Here is a 16,061-nt window from a genome sequence, read left to right on the forward strand (position 1 = left end):
ATGGGCAAAGAAAAAGTATTTAAAGATAATATTGCAAAAGACTGTTTTGCTTATCATAAAGGAAGATGCAGAGCTTTAACAGTAAAGCAGTGTGAAGGAAGTGGATGCAGTTTTTATAAAACTAAATATCAGCAGGAGCAGGATAGAGAAAGAGCAAGGAAAAGAATAATGTCATTAGATAAAGGACTGCAAAAGTATATTATTGAACGCTATTACATGGGAAAAAATAAGTTTTTTGAACTTGAAGAGTGAAATGTCAAAGATGGGAGGGAGTCGGCATGAGAGCTAAAGAATATTTATCACAGGCTGTCTGGCTTGATAAATTAATTCAAAACAAGCTGGAGCAGATGGAGAAACTAGAAGCTATAGCTCAAAAAACAACAGTAGATTTAAGTCAGGAAAAAGTATCCGGAGGGAAAGCTTCAACAAGTCCTATGGAAAATGCAGTAGTAAAATTAATAGAATTAAAACATGAGATTAATGATGATATTGACCGTTTAATTGATTTAAAAAGAGAGATTATTGAAACCATAGGTCAGCTAAGCGACGGCAGTTATAAACTGCTTCTGGAGATGAGATATATAGGCGGGAAAAGCTGGGATGTAATAGCAGTAGAATTGGGCTGTGACAGGAGAACTATATTCAGAATGCATGGAAAGGCAATAAAAGAAATAGATAAAATTAAAAGTTGTCACTAAATGTCACTGAATGTCACTATTGTACTATGATATTATATAAAGTGAAAAGGTATAGAAAAAGAACAAAATGCTATAGAATATGCCAAGGTTATATCAGAATGATTCCAAGGAAACGCAGCATTAAAATATGAAAGCCCTTTTGAGAAAAACTCTTAAGGCTTTTTCTATGCCGTGATATATTGATTGAATTTTATTTTGGAGGAATAGATATGGCTGTTCATAAATGCAAAAGATGCATTTGGAGCAATAAGATAAATGATAATATTCTATACTGTATATTTCCAAGGTGCATTATGAAAGAAACAATATCAGAGAACGTTACTGCTAATGGAAAAGAATCTATAGTTATTCCTAAAGCAAGGACAAATTGTGATGATAAAACAAAAAGGAGAAAAAGAAATGTGTCCAGTAAAACCTAAACGACCCTGCAGTTATCCAGGGTGTCCTGAACTTACCTGTGGCAGATACTGTGAGAAACATCAAAAGGAGATAGATAAAAACTACAATAAAACCTGCAGACCTTACGGCTACCTTTACAACAGCAGCAGGTGGAGGAAGCTTCGCAAGCAGTTCCTTCTAGAGCATCCTTTGTGTGAAGAGTGTAAAAGAAAGGGTATTGTTACTGCCGCAACTGTAGTGGATCATATTAAACCACATCAAGGTGATGAAAAGTTGTTCTGGGATGAGAGCAATTGGCAGAGTTTATGCAAAAGCTGTCATGATAGGAAGACCGCTAAGGAAGACGGCAGATGGGGAAAGAAAGGAAGAGTCTACTCTTATTAAAGTTATCAACAATGGCGTGTTAATAACTTGTGGACAATCTGTTGATAATTCTTCAAGAAAGGGGATGGGGGGCATCATTATCCTCACCACTTGAACCCCCCTACGTCGGGCGGCTCCCTTCGCACGAAATTTCGCAGAATTTAATAAGGGGGGTAGCATATATTTCATAAAAAATCAGCTGTAGTCATTGGAAAATCAGCAATCAAGCTGTTTTATATTTTGCAGATAAGTATCTGTAAAAAATCAGAAGATAAAAGCCTGTGAACCTTAAAAATACAAGGATTTATAGGCTTTTGATGTTTATATAAAAACTATTCAAAAATCAAGTTTAAACAGTGATTTTTAAGTGTTTTTAAGGCATTTTTTTAAGATTTTACATTAATCTTATCGCAAAAAGGAAAGGAGGCATAAAGAAATTGACTGAGGTGGAAAAACAGCAGATTCATGAACTAAGGCTTAAAGGTTTAGGATATAAAGCAATAGCTGCAGTTCTTGGTTTATCAAGAGATTCAATAAAAAGCTACTGTAAAAGGAATGGTCTTTGCGGTAATGTTTCTGTAGTAAGTTTAAACATTGAAGAGATGAAAAAGCAGAGTCTTGTATGCCTTCACTGTGGTAAGAAATTAAAACAAAAGAAAAAAGGGAGAACAAGGAAATTCTGCTCTGAAGAATGCAGGAGAATCTGGTGGAAAAACAATCAAGATAAAAGAAACAAAAAGGATACAGCTGTTTATAAATATACCTGTGTCTATTGCCAGAAAGAGTTCAGCTCTTATGGAAATAAAAACAGAAAATACTGCAGTCACAGCTGCTATATAAAATCAAGGTTTGGGGAGGTTTAAGAAAATGCAGTTTAGGAAGTTAAAAATAGACAGCCTTGTACCAGCTAAATATAATCCGAGAAAAGATTTAAAGCCGGGTGATAAGGAATATGAAAAGATAAAAAACAGTTTAACTGAATTTGGATATGTAGATCCCATTATTGTAAATTCAGACTTTACAATTATTGGCGGTCATCAAAGATGGAAGGTTTTAAAAAGCTTAGGCTATACAGAAGTTGATTGTGTTGTTATAGATATAGATAAAACAAAGGAAAAGGCTTTGAATGTGGCACTTAATAAAATAAGCGGAGAATGGAATGAAGCACTTCTTGCTGAGCTTATTAAGGATTTGCAGAGTATAGATTATGATGTTTCCTTTACAGGTTTTGAACCGCCGGAGATAGAAGAACTGTTTAGCAATGTTCATGACAAGGAAATAAAAGAAGATGATTTTGATGTTGAAGATGCTTTAAAAGAACCTGTAATTTCAAAGCAGGGAGATTTGTGGCTGCTTGGAAGGCACAGACTGATTTGCGGGGATAGTACTAAAGCTGAAACATATGAGGCTTTAATGGATGGTAAAAAAGCTAATTTAGTGGTTACAGACCCTCCCTACAATGTTGCATATGAAGCAAAAGCCGGAAAGATTCAAAATGATAACCTTAAAGATGAGGAGTTTTATAATTTCCTTTATAAGGCGTTCACTAATATGTATGATGCTATGGAGAAAGATGCTTCAATTTATGTATTCCATGCAGATACAGAAGGATTAAACTTTAGAAAGGCTTTTAAAGCTGTTGGATTTTATTTATCCGGAGTTTGTATCTGGGCAAAGCAAAGCTTGGTACTGGGCAGAAGTCCTTATCAGTGGAAACATGAACCTGTACTCTTTGGTTGGAAGAAGGAAGGCAGGCATAATTGGTACTCTGATAGAAAACAAAGTACTATATGGAGCTTTGACAGACCATCTAAGAATCCTCTCCATCCAACAATGAAGCCAGTAGCTCTTTGTGCTTATCCAATTCAAAACAGCAGCATGAGCAATTGTATTGTTCTTGACCCTTTTGGCGGTAGTGGTTCTACTTTGATTGCCTGTGAGCAGACTAATAGAATCTGCTATACCATAGAGCTTGATGAAAAGTATGCTGATGTTATTGTAAAGAGATATATAGAGCAAATGGGAAATGATGAAGATGTGTTTCTTTTAAGAGATGGTAATAAAATTAAATATGCTGATATAAAAAAGGAAGGTTGTGATTAATATGACCTTCCTTGATTTCTTTGCAGGAATAGGTGGCTTTCGATTGGGGTTAGAACTTGCAGGACATAAATGTATAGGATTTTGTGAAAAAGATAAATTTGCAGTAAAAAGCTATAGAGCTATGTTTGATACGGAAGGAGAGTGGTATGCAGATGACGTTACAAAACTTAAAAGCGAAGATATCCCATATGCAGACATCTGGTGTGGAGGCACTCCGTGCCAAGATGTATCTATTGCAGGAAAGCGAAAAGGTTTATCAGGAGAGCGAAGTGGACTCTTTTTTAAATTTATTGAACTCGTTAAAGCCAAAGAAGAAAAAGATAAACCCACATACCTTATCTTTGAAAATGTTAAAGGACTTTTATCAAGTAATAGAGGATTCGATTTTACAAACTATCTCAATTGTATATCCGAAGCAGGGTATGATGCAATCTGGCAGGTGCTTAACTCTAAAGATTTCGGAGTACCCCAAAACAGAGAGCGTGTGTTCATTATTGCAAATCTTAGAACCAGAGGTAGACGAGAAATACTACCTGTCAGAGGAGAAAATGCAGCAGCTCTTAAGCAGATTATAGGCGGCTGTCAAGGTGAGCGAGTTTATGATGCAGAAGGAGTAGCTTGCACACTTACAGGTTGTGGTGGAGGTGGAGGAGCAAAGACTGGTCTTTACTGCGTAGGAAATATAAATCCAAGCGGCAAAGGTATGAATGGAAATGTTTATTCATCAGAAGGAATTGCTCCAGCAGTTACAACTAATAAGGGCGAAGGAAGCAAAATTTTTATTGACCAGTCTTACACAAAGCCAAAGCTCACAGATACATCAAGATGTATTACATCACGTTATACAGCAGGAGTGGTTAATAGAACTGCAATGAATAGTGCTGTTCTTGAAGCAAGGGCAGTTATAACTCCTGAAAGAGAAAATAAACGTCAGAATGGAAGGAGATTTAAAAATACAGATGAGCCAATGTTTACTTTAACAGGGCAGGACAGACATGGAGTTGCAGTTAAAGAAGCCACAAAAAAAGGCTATGCTGAAGCCGAGATTGGAGACAGCATAAATATTTCAGTCCCTAATTCAAAAACAAGAAGAGGCAGAGTTGGAAAAGGTATTTCTGGAACTTTAGATACTTCTTGTGCTGTTAGAACACTGGACAAGAATTACCGCATTAGAAGGCTTACACCAAGGGAATGCTTCAGACTTCAAGGCTTTCCAGATGAATTATTTGAAAAAGCAAGGGCAGTAAATTCAGATGCTCAGCTATATAAGCAGGCAGGTAATGCAGTAACTGTAAATGTAGCCTATGCAGTAGCTGCAAGTTTACCATCAGATGACGAATAGAGTCGTAAAAATATGTGTTTTATTTGATAGATATAACTGGCTATATACTGCTTTCAGAGATAATATGTACACTACCAAAAGGTAATAAACACACTTTGAAAGGGGTAAAACAAAATGAAAGAAGAATTAAGAAGGCTAACCAAAGATGGAGAATTAAAATTTTACGATGGAACCAGAGAAGAAAATAGGGAAAAGGCTTTAAAGCTTTTAGAAACAGCACAAAAAAGCGTTTACCAAGGTTATAAGGTTTATTCAAACAGCTTTGGATACATTGTAAGATTGGAGTGTTAACCTTGAAAAGCCAAAGATTTGGAATAGAAATTGAACTTACAGGTATTACAAGAGCTGCTGCTTCAAAAGCAGTAGCGGCTTTTTTTAAAAGCAAAGCACAGCATGCAGGCGGGAGCTATGATGAGTATCACATCAAAGACTTTAATGAAAGAATATGGAAAGTAGTTCAAGACGGCAGTATAGAACCTCAAAAGAAGGTTAAAGGAGAAATTGTTTCAGCATCAGATATTTATAAAGTTGAGATTGTAAGTCCGGTTCTTAATTATGAAGATATTCAGACTCTGCAGGAATTAGTGAGAAAACTTAGAAAGACAGGGGCTTTTGCCAATAAAAGCTGTGGAATACATATACATGTTGATGGAGCAAATCATACACCTGTAAGTCTTAAAAATCTTATAAATTTAATAGCCAGCAAGGAAGATTTAATTTATAAATCTCTTGATATTGAAACTTCAAGAATCAGATATTGTAAAAAGGTAAACGAAAATCTTCTTAATACCATAAATAAAAAGAAACCTGAAACTCTTGAAGAGCTTGCTGGGGTTTGGTATGAAGGCTACAGCAGAGAATCAAGAAGAAAACATTACCATCCAACAAGATATTATGGGCTTAACCTTCACAGTATATTTGATAAAGGAACGGTAGAGTTTCGGCTTTTCAATGGAACAACTCATGCAGGCAAAATAAAAGCATACATTCAATTCTGTCTTGCAGTGAGCCATCAGGCAATAACTCAAAGAAGTGCCAGTGCAAAAAGAACTAAAACCGATAATGAAAAATATACTTTCAGATGCTGGATGTTAAGACTTGGACTTATAGGTGAAGAGTTTGAAACCTGCAGGTATCATTTCTTAGCAAACCTTGAAGGTAATTCTGCATGGAGACATGCAGCTTAAATATTGTATATTGGAGGAGAAAATTAATGCTGTATTTTGCTTATGGTTCAAATCTTAATAAGGTTCAAATGAAAAAAAGATGTCCTGATTCAGTTCCGATTATTAAAGTAAAGCTAAATGGATATAAATTAGTTTTTAACACGGTAGCAGATATTATTGAAAGTGCTGATGATGTTGTTTATGGAGCTGTTTATAAAGTTTCAGATAAAGATATCAAAAATCTGGATATATATGAAGGGTATCCAAGACTATACAGGAAAATAAACGTAAAAGCAGAAGATGATAATGGTAAAATTTATGAAGCCTTTGCTTATGTAATGAATGAAAAAAGAACAGGAAAGCCCTCAGATATGTATTACAGTATTATAAAACAAGGTTTTAAGGATTGGGATTTGACGCTTGAAAGTCTTAAAGAAGCGAAATTTAAAAGCTTCAAGTAAAAAGATAACATTTATTAAAAGAAAATTTTTATTCAATAACAGGTATTGACAAAATACAACAGTATTTTGTGCTATACTGTTGAAAAGCTGGGGGTGAGGGGAATGCTTAAGTTGTATGAGGAGTTAAAACGGGAAAAGAAAAAATTAGAAGATATGATAGAAATGGGATATGAAAATCTTACAAATGAACAGATACTTAAGCAAAGCGAAACTTTAGACAAGCTTATAGCAGCTTATCAAAAATTAAATATGCAGGATTTTAAACATAAAAAATAAAATTTATCTTATAGGTAAAAAGAAATATGCAATTTCAAGAGCTTACTTTTGTAGGCTCTTTTTATATATAAAAAATTTTGAGGAGGTGATACCTATGGCTCAAAGGGGAAGAAAACCAAAACCAACCGCATTAAAAATACTTGAAGGAAATCCAGGGAAAAGACCACTTAATGAAGATGAGCCAAAACCTGAGAAAAAAGCACCTAAATGTCCGGGCTGGCTTGATGCTGAAGCTAAAAAAGAGTGGAGGAGAATGTCAAAGCAGCTTGAGGCAATGGGAATACTTACAGAAATAGATATGGCAGCCTTTGCAGGATATTGTCAAGCCTATGCAAGGTGGAAGGAAGCAGAAGAATTTATAACTAAACATGGAACTATTGTAAAAACACCATCGGGATACTGGCAGCAGGTGCCACAGGTATCTATCGCTCAAACCTACCTTAAAATCATGAACAGATTCTGCGAACAGTTTGGACTTACTCCATCAGCAAGAAGCAGAATAGTCACTGACAATATAAATGATGAAGAAGATCCAATGGAACTTATACTTTATAAAGGAGGCAGTAAGAGTGTATGATGAAGCAAAAGCACAGCATGCCGTAAACTTTATTAACTGCTTAAAGCATACAAAGGGTCAGTGGCGTGGTGTTCCTTTTGATCTTCTGCCTTGGCAGGATAAAATTATAAGGGATATATTCGGAACAGTAAAAGAAAATGGATACAGGCAGTATAATACTGCTTATGTTGAAATTCCTAAGAAAAATGGAAAACAGTTAGCCCTTGATACTCCGATTCCAACACCTGATGGATGGACTACAATGGGGGAAATAAAAGCAGGAGATAAGGTAATTGATGAAAAGGGAAGACCTTGTAATGTTGTTGCAATAAGTGAAATTGATGATACGGAGCAGGCATATAAAATAAATTTTAGAGATGGAACAAGTATAGTAGCTGGAGAAAGGCATCTATGGAAGGTTCAAGTTACTAATAATGGCAGAAGAGAAAAACTATTAACAACAGGAGAAATGTATCAAAAGCAGTTTAAAACTAAAAGTAAAGAAAATAGAGCATTATTTCGCATCCCAATAGCGGATGCTTTTATTTTGCCTGAAAATAAACTTCCTATAGATCCGTATCTATTTGGGTACTGGATAGGAAATGGTAATGCTGTAAAGCCTGAAATAACTGTAATGAGAGATGATGTTGACGAAGTTATTAAAAATATACCATATAAACTTCATAATAGATATAAGCAGGAGGGTAACAGCGATATTTTAGTATATAAAGAACTTAAAAGTATATTAGTTAAAAACTTTAGGGAAAAAAGGATACCTATTGAATATTTAAGAGCATCAGCTCAGCAAAGAAAAAGATTATTACAAGGGTTAATAGATTCTGATGGATGTGTAAGCACTGCTAAAAGCCAGGCAATATATGTGACAATTCTTTTTGAACTTGCCAAGGATGTTCAGGATTTATTATGGTCATTGGGAATAAAGAATACGTTAAAAACAGCTCCATCAGCTAGATATGGAATTGAAACAGGTGAAATATGTTATTTAATAAAGTTTACTGCTTTTAATGACTTAGAAGTATCAGGATTAGATAGAAAGCTTAAAAGAGGCAGAGAAAGAAATATTAAAACAAGATCACATTTTCATTATATAAAGTCTATTGAAAAAACAGGAAAGACAAAAATGAGATGTATTCAGGTTGACAGCCCATCAAGATTATATTTAGCAGGTAAATCCATGATTCCTACACATAATAGCGAGCTTGCTGCTGCAGTTGCTCTTTATATGACCTGCGGAGATGGAGAATGGGGAGCTGAAGTTTACGGCTGTGCTGCAGACAGACAACAGGCTTCTATCGTTTTTGATGTAGCTGTTGAAATGGTAGAACAGTGTCCTGCTCTTAAGAAAAGAATTAAACCTGTTCTTTCTGTAAAAAGATTGATATATAAGCCTACAAACAGCTTTTATCAGGTATTATCTGCTGAAGCTTATTCAAAACATGGACTTAATGTTCATGGAGTTGTAATGGATGAACTTCATGCTCAGCCTAACAGGGATTTATATGATGTTATGACTAAAGGAAGTGGTGATGCAAGATTGCAGCCGCTGTTTTTTCTTATAACCACAGCCGGAACAGATAGAAATTCTATATGCTATGAAGTACATCAAAAGGCAGTAGATATATTAGAAGGAAGAAAAATCGATCCAACATTTTATCCTGTTATTTATGGAATAGATGACAATGACGATTGGACATTAGAGAAAAACTGGTATAAAGCAAACCCTTCTCTTGGGCATACCATAGATATAGAAAAAGTGAGAAATGCCTTTAACAGTGCAAAAGAAAATCCTGCTGAAGAAAATATATTCCGTCAGCTTAGATTAAATCAATGGGTGAAGCAGTCCACAAGATGGATGCAGATGGACAAGTGGGATGAGTGTGCTTTTAAAGTTGATATAGACAGTTTAAAAGGAAGAGAGTGTTATGGGGGACTTGACCTTTCAAGTACCACAGATATCACAGCCTTTGTTTTAGTATTTCCTCCAAGAACATCAGATGAAAAATATATTGTTCTTCCTCACTTTTGGATACCAGAGGATAATTTAAATTTAAGAGTAAGACGAGATCATGTACCTTATGATATTTGGAAAAAGCAGGGATACTTAAAAACTACTGAAGGAAATGTAGTTCATTATGGCTATATAGAAACCTTTATTGAAGAGCTTGGGAAAAAATATAACATAAAAGAAATCGCCTTTGACCGCTGGGGGGCCGTGCAGATGGTACAGAACATTGAGGGAATGGGATTTACAGTTGTACCTTTTGGGCAGGGGTATAAGGATATGTCTCCTCCTACAAAGGAGCTTATGAAAATTACTCTTGAAAAGAAAATAGCCCATGGAGGACATCCTGTTTTAAGGTGGATGATGGATAATATTTATGTAAAAACTGATCCGGCAGGTAATATAAAGCCTGACAAAGAAAAGTCTACTGAAAAGATAGATGGTGCTGTAGCACTTATTATGGCACTTGATAGATCCATAAGACATGAAAATAAAGAAAGTGTCTATGAAAAAAGAGGAATGAGAAGTTTTCTTGATTAGGAGGTGGTGCTTTGAAACTAAAAGATAGAGTGAAGTTATTTTTAACGCCCCAGAATGCCTTGTTTGAAGTCCTTCAGAAATATTCGGAGGATTTTTTAAATGGTGAAGAAGTTGTAAAAGATAATTTTAAAATAGATACAGCATCCGCTATGAGTTTTTCTGCAGTTTTTGCCTGCAATAGAGTTCTTTCTGAAACCTTGGCAAGCTGTCCTATAATGCTTTATGAAAAAGATGATAAAGGAAACAGAAGGCAGGTTACAGACACTGCTGAATATGGTGTACTTCATTATGCACCAAATGCAGAAATGACACCAGTGCAGTTTAAAGAGTTTGGTATGACAAATATAAACCTTGGGGGAAACTTTATAGCACAAAAGGTTTTTAATATGCATGGAGAGCTTTTAGAACTTAGACCAATAGCATGGGACAGAGTAAGAATTGATATAGATAAATCTACAGGAAGGCTTCTTTATTATATTGATGGAAAGCAAGAGCCTAAAACAAGAGATGAAATATTTCATATTCCGGGACTTACTTTAGACGGGTATATAGGAATAACACCTCTTAGTTATGCGGCACTTACTATTGATATTGGATTATCTCAGGACACCTTTGAAAGAAATTTTTATCATAACAGGGCTTCAACCAGCGGTATTTTTCAGTATCCTAACGAGCTTTCAGATGAAGCATTTCAAAGGCTTAAAAAGGATATAAAAAAGAATTATACAGGACTTTCTAATGCAGGTGTTCCAATGATTCTTGAAGGCGGCGGTCAGTTTAAGGAAATAACCATGAAGCTTACAGATGCACAGTTTTTAGAATCCAAAAGATTCAGAATTGAAGATGTGTGCAGAATTTTCAGAGTACCACTTCATCTGGTGCAGGATTTAACAAGATCCACAAATAACAATATTGAACATCAGAGCTTAGAGTTTATTGTTTACACTATGCTGCCGTGGTTTAAAAAATGGGAAGAAAATTTAAATCTTCAGCTTTTATCAAAGGAATCAAGAAGAAAGAACAGATACTTTGAATTCAATATAAGCGGACTTCTTCGTGGAGATATTAAATCCAGATATGAAGCCTATGCTCAGGGAAGGCAGTGGGGTTGGCTTTCTGTTAATGATATTAGAAGACTTGAAAATATGAATCCTGTAGAGAACGGTGACCGATATCTAGAGCCTCTCAATATGATCGAAGCAGGAAAGCAGGAACAGCTTAAGGCTTTAAGGGAAGAAGTGTTTAATTTAATAAGTGAAGGGAAGTGATAAGATGGCCTTTTGGAATTTTAAGAATAATGAAGAAAATGAGGAGGAGATAGATCTTAGAATTGATGGTGACATTGTCATGGATGATGATTTTTGGTCCATGCTATTTGGTATAGAAAATGTTACTCCAAAGGGATTTATTTCAGAGCTTGCTCAGTACAAAGGTAAAGATATAAATGTTTGGATTAATTCCTATGGTGGAGATGTTTATGCAGCTTCAAGAATTTATACTGCTTTAAAGGAGCATAAAGGAAAAGTTAAAGTAAAAATTGATGGTGTAGCAATTTCAGCAGCTTCAGTTATAGCTATGGCAGGAGATGAAATACTTATGTCTCCAACATCAATAATAATGCTACACAACCCCTGGGGAACTTTTCAAGGTGAAGCTAAGGATTTAAGGCATGGAGCTGATGTGCTAGATGAAGTAAAGGAAACTATAATTAATGCCTATCAGCTTAAAACAGGCAAATCAAGAGCAAAAATATCTCAGATGATGGATGAGGAAACTTGGATGAGTGCAAAAAAAGCTGTAGCTGAAGGATTTGCAGATGGAATGCTTTATGAAAAGAATAAAGAAGAGCCATTGGAAAATTCTTTTATGTTCAGCAGGTTTGCTATTCAAAATAGTGTTAATAACAGGACTAGAGATTTTATAAAACAGTATAATCAAAGGTTTAAAGAAACCTATAAAGATGAAGAAAAAATAAAATTATTAAAAGCAAAACTTGCCTTAGAGTGTGAACTTTAGGGCTTTTATTATTTTGAAAGGAAGGTAATGTATATGTCAGAAAAAATGAAAGAATTATTAGCTCAGTTATCAAATTTAGAAACAGAATCTAAAAACCTTATAAATAAAGAGGAGGCTACAGCTGATGAAATTAATGCAAAGCTTTCTGAAATTAAGGCTTTAAAAGCTAAAATTGAGGCACAAAAAGAAATTGATGCATTAAATGCAGAAAGAGAAAAACAGGCTAAGACGCCAGTGAATGAACCAATATATGCTCAGCCAAAGAATCACAATGAAAAGAAGTGGAAGTGCATGGGAGAATTTTTAAGTGCCGTTGCAAAGGCTTCATCTCCCGGAGGAAGAATGGACAACAGATTAACTTATCAGAACTCAGCAACAGGACTTAATGAAAGCATAGCTTCAGAAGGAGGATTTTTACTAGAAAATGAGTTTATAAATGACTTATTTGAATCCATGATGGCACAAAGTCAGGTGGCAAACAGAATAAGAATGATACCAATAGGGGCTAATACCAATAGACTTAGGGCGCTTGGAATTGATGAAAACAGCAGAGCCAATGGCTCAAGATGGGGAGGTGTACAGGCTTACTGGGTAGCTGAAGCAGAAACAGCAGCTCAAAGCAAGCCAAAGTTTAGGGAAATTGAAATGTCACTTCAAAAGCTTTTAGCACTTTGCTATGTAACCGATGACCTTTTACAAGATACTACAGCACTTGAAGCTATAGTAAGGCAAGCTTATGCAGATGAAATGAGTTTTAAAATAGATGATGCAATCATTAATGGTACTGGTGTTGGAATGCCCCTTGGAATATTAAACTCTGATGCATTAGTTACAGTACCCAAGGAAAAAGATCAAGGAGCAGGAACAATTAAGTATGAAAATATACTTAAAATGTGGAGTTCAATGCCTGCAAGACTTAGAGCAAATGCAGTATGGTATATAAATCAAGAGATAGAACCACAGCTTTACACTATGGCTCTTAATATTGGAGCTGGTGGAGCACCTGTGTTTATGCCTTCCGGTGGAGCTGCAGCATCACAGTACAGTACCTTACTTAATAGACCAATAATTCCAATAGAGCAGTGTTCACCTCTTGGTAAAAAGGGAGATATTATTTTAGCAGATCCAACACAGTACATTGGAATAGATAAAAAAAGTTTAACTTCTGATGTTTCTATCCATGTAAGATTTTTATATGATGAGCAGGTATTCAGATTCATCTATAAGTTCAATGGTATGCCTTATAAGAATAAGCCAATTATGCCTTACAAGGGTGCAAATCCACTAAGTCCTTTTGTAACTTTAGCAGATAGGTAGGAGGTAAAAATTATGTTTATTGAAAAATATAAAGTAATACAGATCATTTCACCAAAGACAACAAATGAAGGTATAGAAAGCAGATATGTAAATTTAAAAAATGCAGTAAATGCTGTAGTAATTGTAAATCTTACTCAAGCAGCAGCTCATGAAACACAAATATCCATATATCAGGCAAAAGATACACAAGGAACAGATTCAAAGGCATTAATCAGCAGTGTACCAGTATGGGTAAATGAGAATACTACTGCAGATACTTCATTAAAAACAGATGGAACAGGATATATAGTAGAAGAAACAGCTGAAAATAAGCAGATTATTTTTCAAATAGATCCTGCAAAGCTTGATATAAATGAAGGATTCACTTGTATCGGAATTAAAATCGGGGCAAGTTCTCAAGCAGCTAATTTTGCAAGTGCAGATGTTATTGTAGACAGCAGATACAGCAGTTAAATCAAGGAGCCTTAGTGCTCCTTTTCTTTCGAGGTGATAAGATGGCAATTAAAATAATAACTCCTCCATCAGTTGAACCAATAACTTTAGAAGAAGCAAAACAACATTTAAGAGTTGATGGTAATGATGATGATATTTTAATTATGAGCCTTATAAAACAGGCAAGAGAGTGGTGTGAAGATTATCAAAATAGAAAATATATAACTCAGACCTTAGAACTTGTTTTGGATACTTTCCCTAATGGTAATGCTATAGTTTTTGATAGCTGCTCACCGATACAAAAGGTGGAAAGTATAAAATATTATGATGAGAATAGACAGGAGTATTTATTTGATGAAAGTAATTACATTGCTGACTTAGATGGCTTTGTAAACAGAGCTGTTCTAGATAGAGGAAAGCAATGGCCTAAAATTGAACTTCAGTCTGTAAATGCTGTAAGAGTTAGAGTTGTTGCAGGCTATGGGGATGATGGAGATAAAGTACCTGAAGCAATAAAGTGGGCAATTATTCTTCAAATGAAGCTTTTATATGATGATTACAGACCAGAGGAAAAAACAAAGTTAGAGGAAGCAAGAAATGCTCTTCTTTCTATGAACAGGGTGATTCCAATATGAAGGCTGAAGATTTAAGACATAGAATAAAATTGCAGAAAAATACAGTTCAAACAGATGATAATGGCTTTGAAACTGAAACTTGGACAGATTTTAAAGAGTTATGGGCGGCTGTTACAAATCTTCATGGCAGAGAATACTTTGAAGCAGCAGCTGTTCATGCCGAAAATACTGTTAAATTTACTATACGGTATGTACCAAATATTGAAACAACAATGAGGATTTTATTTAAAGGAAAGCAGTACAATATAACTTCAATTGATAACATAAAATATGCCAATAAATTCATAGAAATCAAGGCTATGGAGGTTGATATCAGTGGCTAGAATAGAACTTGAAGGAATGCAGGAGCTTATAGACAGGGTAAACAAGCTGGGTGCAAGAGGAGATGTAATAAAGAAAAGAGCACTTGATAAAGCAGGGAATTTAGTGAAAACTAGCATGGAAAAAAATGCTCCAAGGTCAAACAAGACAAAAAGACATATGGCAGATAATATAAAGGTTTCGGATATTGAAAAAGAAAACGGCGTAGATTTTATTGAGATAGGTCCTAATAAAGGAGATAATTCAGAGTTCTTTTATTCAAAATTTACTGAATTTGGTACAAGTAAAATTCCTGCACAGCATTGGGCAGAGAACTCTGTCCTTGAGAATAAAAGAGAGATAAATAATATTATAAAGGAAGAACTGCAAAGGGGACTTGAGGAATGATAAATAAGTTGATTATGGATACATTGAAACCTCTTAAGATTCCAGTAGCTTTTCAAAAGTATAGTGGAAAAACAGAAACCTATATTACTTTTCATGAGTATTTAACTGCAGGTGAAGAGTATGAGGATGATGAAGAAGCTTTGACAGCACATTATATCCAAGTAGATGTGTGGTCAAAGGCTGATTATACAGATATAGTTAAAAATATAAAAGAACTTTTGCTTAAAGCAGGGTTCAAAAGATTAAATGAAATAGACCTTTATGAAGAAGATACAAAAATCTATCATAAAGGCTTTAAATTTTATTATTTAGAGGAAGGTGAATAAGTATGGCAAGACAGATAGGGCTTAGAGATATTCATATAGCTGTTTTAACAAAGGATGACAGTACTGGTGTTACTTACAGCACTCCGGAAAAGTTAGAAAGAGCAATAAGTGCTAAACTTTCTCCAAAATCAAATTCAGAAAATATTTATTCAGATGATACTGTAGAAGATATAATAACTGCTTTTGAAGGTGTGGATGTAGAAATTGAAGTAAATCAGCTATCAATTACAAGCAGGGCAAAACTGCAGGGATCAAAGGTTGTAAAGGGTATATTAGTAGAAAACAAGGATGATATGCCTCCAACTATAGCACTTGGTTTTAAATCTAAGAAAAATAACGGGAAGTACAGGTATGTATGGCTTTTAAAAGGAAAGTTTGAACTTGCAACAGATGAATATGATACTGAAGCAGAAAAGCCAAAGGCACAAAGTGCTAAGCTTAAAGGCAAGTTTTATTCAAGGGACTTTGATGGTAATTATAGATTTATTGCAGATGAGGATGCTGAAGGGGTAGATGCAACAATTATTAGTTCGTGGTTTACTGCTGTTCCTGAAGAGCCTGTAGTAACAGCATAAAATATTACATGAAGCTAATTTAACTGTAAGGAAATGTTTGTTATAATAAAATATGTAGTTAGTATACCGTTGTAGAATGTTTTGAAGTAATGATATTTACTTAACTAAAAGATAAAATAATAATT

22 protein-coding genes are annotated in these 16,061 nt (G+C 34.9%); all 22 read left to right on the forward strand.

Features of this window, described 5'->3' with window-relative positions; all coding sequences use genetic code 11:
- The 22 genes from Q428_RS09665 to Q428_RS09760 all read left to right on the forward strand — a co-directional run bounded on the left by Q428_RS09665 (position 1) and on the right by Q428_RS09760 (position 15,936).
- Positions 1-252 (forward strand): hypothetical protein, encoded by a 252-nt coding sequence (locus tag Q428_RS09665; protein ID WP_201769275.1) that lies wholly within the window; start codon positions 1-3, stop codon positions 250-252.
- Positions 253-278: 26 nt separating this feature from the next.
- Positions 279-698 (forward strand): DUF1492 domain-containing protein, encoded by a 420-nt coding sequence (locus tag Q428_RS09670; protein ID WP_035380437.1) that lies wholly within the window; start codon positions 279-281, stop codon positions 696-698.
- A gap of 209 nt (positions 699-907) precedes the next feature.
- Positions 908-1,117 (forward strand): hypothetical protein, encoded by a 210-nt coding sequence (locus Q428_RS09675; protein WP_035380439.1) that lies wholly within the window; start codon positions 908-910, stop codon positions 1,115-1,117.
- Positions 1,098-1,481 (forward strand): HNH endonuclease, encoded by a 384-nt coding sequence (locus Q428_RS09680; RefSeq protein ID WP_035380448.1) that lies wholly within the window; start codon positions 1,098-1,100, stop codon positions 1,479-1,481. Before Q428_RS09675 ends, Q428_RS09680 begins: the two co-directional genes overlap by 20 nt.
- Positions 1,482-1,897: 416 nt before the next feature.
- Positions 1,898-2,323, forward strand: a complete 426-nt coding sequence (locus Q428_RS09685) for a DNA-directed RNA polymerase sigma-70 factor (RefSeq protein WP_035380450.1) — start codon at positions 1,898-1,900, stop codon at positions 2,321-2,323.
- A 4-nt stretch (positions 2,324-2,327) separates the two neighbouring features.
- Positions 2,328-3,563: a site-specific DNA-methyltransferase gene (locus tag Q428_RS09690; protein WP_035380452.1), complete on the forward strand. Its 1,236-nt coding sequence runs from the start codon at positions 2,328-2,330 to the stop codon at positions 3,561-3,563.
- Positions 3,556-4,905, forward strand: coding sequence for a DNA cytosine methyltransferase (locus Q428_RS09695; protein ID WP_035380454.1), 1,350 nt, complete (start codon positions 3,556-3,558; stop codon positions 4,903-4,905). The genes Q428_RS09690 and Q428_RS09695 overlap by 8 nt, the downstream gene beginning before the upstream one ends.
- A gap of 114 nt (positions 4,906-5,019) precedes the next feature.
- Positions 5,020-5,196: a hypothetical protein gene (locus Q428_RS15455; protein WP_161633618.1), complete on the forward strand. Its 177-nt coding sequence runs from the start codon at positions 5,020-5,022 to the stop codon at positions 5,194-5,196.
- Between the two features lie 2 nt (positions 5,197-5,198).
- Entirely contained in the window at positions 5,199-6,092 is an 894-nt protein-coding gene (locus Q428_RS09700; RefSeq protein WP_035380455.1) for an amidoligase family protein, read from the forward strand.
- 26 nt (positions 6,093-6,118) lie between these two features.
- The gene (locus Q428_RS09705) at positions 6,119-6,532 is read left to right on the forward strand and encodes a gamma-glutamylcyclotransferase family protein (RefSeq protein WP_035380456.1); all 414 of its coding nucleotides are present in this window, start codon (positions 6,119-6,121) and stop codon (positions 6,530-6,532) included.
- Between the two features lie 102 nt (positions 6,533-6,634).
- Positions 6,635-6,808 carry a Spo0E family sporulation regulatory protein-aspartic acid phosphatase gene (locus tag Q428_RS14930; RefSeq protein WP_084478276.1) on the forward strand — a complete coding sequence of 58 codons (174 nt, stop codon included), beginning with the start codon at positions 6,635-6,637 and terminating at the stop codon, positions 6,806-6,808.
- 94 nt (positions 6,809-6,902) lie between these two features.
- Complete coding sequence (locus Q428_RS09710) at positions 6,903-7,385, forward strand: phage terminase small subunit P27 family (RefSeq protein WP_011838224.1); 483 nt, start codon at positions 6,903-6,905, stop codon at positions 7,383-7,385.
- Positions 7,378-9,927, forward strand: a complete 2,550-nt coding sequence (locus tag Q428_RS09715) for a terminase TerL endonuclease subunit (protein ID WP_035380458.1) — start codon at positions 7,378-7,380, stop codon at positions 9,925-9,927. The genes Q428_RS09710 and Q428_RS09715 overlap by 8 nt, the downstream gene beginning before the upstream one ends.
- Positions 9,928-9,938: 11 nt before the next feature.
- The gene (locus Q428_RS09720) at positions 9,939-11,195 is read left to right on the forward strand and encodes a phage portal protein (RefSeq protein WP_035380460.1); all 1,257 of its coding nucleotides are present in this window, start codon (positions 9,939-9,941) and stop codon (positions 11,193-11,195) included.
- Positions 11,182-11,943 carry a head maturation protease, ClpP-related gene (locus Q428_RS09725; RefSeq protein ID WP_242847819.1) on the forward strand — a complete coding sequence of 254 codons (762 nt, stop codon included), beginning with the start codon at positions 11,182-11,184 and terminating at the stop codon, positions 11,941-11,943. The genes Q428_RS09720 and Q428_RS09725 overlap by 14 nt, the downstream gene beginning before the upstream one ends.
- A 33-nt stretch (positions 11,944-11,976) precedes the next feature.
- On the forward strand, positions 11,977-13,260 hold the full coding sequence (locus Q428_RS09730; RefSeq protein ID WP_035380464.1) for a phage major capsid protein: 1,284 nt from the start codon (positions 11,977-11,979) through the stop codon (positions 13,258-13,260).
- A gap of 12 nt (positions 13,261-13,272) precedes the next feature.
- Positions 13,273-13,713 carry a hypothetical protein gene (locus tag Q428_RS09735; RefSeq protein WP_035380466.1) on the forward strand — a complete coding sequence of 147 codons (441 nt, stop codon included), beginning with the start codon at positions 13,273-13,275 and terminating at the stop codon, positions 13,711-13,713.
- Positions 13,714-13,754: 41 nt separating this feature from the next.
- Complete coding sequence (locus tag Q428_RS09740; RefSeq protein WP_035380468.1) at positions 13,755-14,327, forward strand: head-tail connector protein; 573 nt, start codon at positions 13,755-13,757, stop codon at positions 14,325-14,327.
- A complete protein-coding gene (locus tag Q428_RS09745) occupies positions 14,324-14,650 on the forward strand; it encodes a phage head closure protein (protein ID WP_011838217.1) in 327 nt (108 codons plus the stop codon). Before Q428_RS09740 ends, Q428_RS09745 begins: the two co-directional genes overlap by 4 nt.
- Positions 14,643-15,035, forward strand: coding sequence for an HK97-gp10 family putative phage morphogenesis protein (locus tag Q428_RS09750; protein ID WP_011838216.1), 393 nt, complete (start codon positions 14,643-14,645; stop codon positions 15,033-15,035). The genes Q428_RS09745 and Q428_RS09750 overlap by 8 nt, the downstream gene beginning before the upstream one ends.
- Positions 15,032-15,361: a hypothetical protein gene (locus Q428_RS09755; RefSeq protein ID WP_011838215.1), complete on the forward strand. Its 330-nt coding sequence runs from the start codon at positions 15,032-15,034 to the stop codon at positions 15,359-15,361. The genes Q428_RS09750 and Q428_RS09755 overlap by 4 nt, the downstream gene beginning before the upstream one ends.
- Positions 15,362-15,363: 2 nt before the next feature.
- Positions 15,364-15,936: a major tail protein gene (locus Q428_RS09760; RefSeq protein ID WP_011838214.1), complete on the forward strand. Its 573-nt coding sequence runs from the start codon at positions 15,364-15,366 to the stop codon at positions 15,934-15,936.
- The last annotated feature ends 125 nt before the right edge of the window (positions 15,937-16,061 follow it).

Source organism: Fervidicella metallireducens AeB (assembly GCF_000601455.1).
Lineage (GTDB): Bacteria > Bacillota > Clostridia > Clostridiales > Caloramatoraceae > Fervidicella > Fervidicella metallireducens.

Bases quoted from the DNA above. Each gene is read 5' to 3' on its own strand.
- Q428_RS09665 (WP_201769275.1), top strand. From the start codon at position 1: ATGGGCAAAGAAAAAGTATTTAAAGATAATATTGCAAAAGACTGTTTT.
- Q428_RS09670 (WP_035380437.1), top strand. From the start codon at position 279: ATGAGAGCTAAAGAATATTTATCACAGGCTGTCTGGCTTGATAAATTA.
- Q428_RS09675 (WP_035380439.1), top strand. From the start codon at position 908: ATGGCTGTTCATAAATGCAAAAGATGCATTTGGAGCAATAAGATAAAT.
- Q428_RS09680 (WP_035380448.1), top strand. From the start codon at position 1,098: ATGTGTCCAGTAAAACCTAAACGACCCTGCAGTTATCCAGGGTGTCCT.
- Q428_RS09690 (WP_035380452.1), top strand. From the start codon at position 2,328: ATGCAGTTTAGGAAGTTAAAAATAGACAGCCTTGTACCAGCTAAATAT.
- Q428_RS15455 (WP_161633618.1), top strand. From the start codon at position 5,020: ATGAAAGAAGAATTAAGAAGGCTAACCAAAGATGGAGAATTAAAATTT.
- Q428_RS09705 (WP_035380456.1), top strand. From the start codon at position 6,119: ATGCTGTATTTTGCTTATGGTTCAAATCTTAATAAGGTTCAAATGAAA.
- Q428_RS14930 (WP_084478276.1), top strand. From the start codon at position 6,635: ATGCTTAAGTTGTATGAGGAGTTAAAACGGGAAAAGAAAAAATTAGAA.
- Q428_RS09710 (WP_011838224.1), top strand. From the start codon at position 6,903: ATGGCTCAAAGGGGAAGAAAACCAAAACCAACCGCATTAAAAATACTT.
- Q428_RS09730 (WP_035380464.1), top strand. From the start codon at position 11,977: ATGTCAGAAAAAATGAAAGAATTATTAGCTCAGTTATCAAATTTAGAA.
- Q428_RS09735 (WP_035380466.1), top strand. From the start codon at position 13,273: ATGTTTATTGAAAAATATAAAGTAATACAGATCATTTCACCAAAGACA.
- Q428_RS09740 (WP_035380468.1), top strand. From the start codon at position 13,755: ATGGCAATTAAAATAATAACTCCTCCATCAGTTGAACCAATAACTTTA.
- Q428_RS09745 (WP_011838217.1), top strand. From the start codon at position 14,324: ATGAAGGCTGAAGATTTAAGACATAGAATAAAATTGCAGAAAAATACA.
- Q428_RS09755 (WP_011838215.1), top strand. From the start codon at position 15,032: ATGATAAATAAGTTGATTATGGATACATTGAAACCTCTTAAGATTCCA.
- Q428_RS09760 (WP_011838214.1), top strand. From the start codon at position 15,364: ATGGCAAGACAGATAGGGCTTAGAGATATTCATATAGCTGTTTTAACA.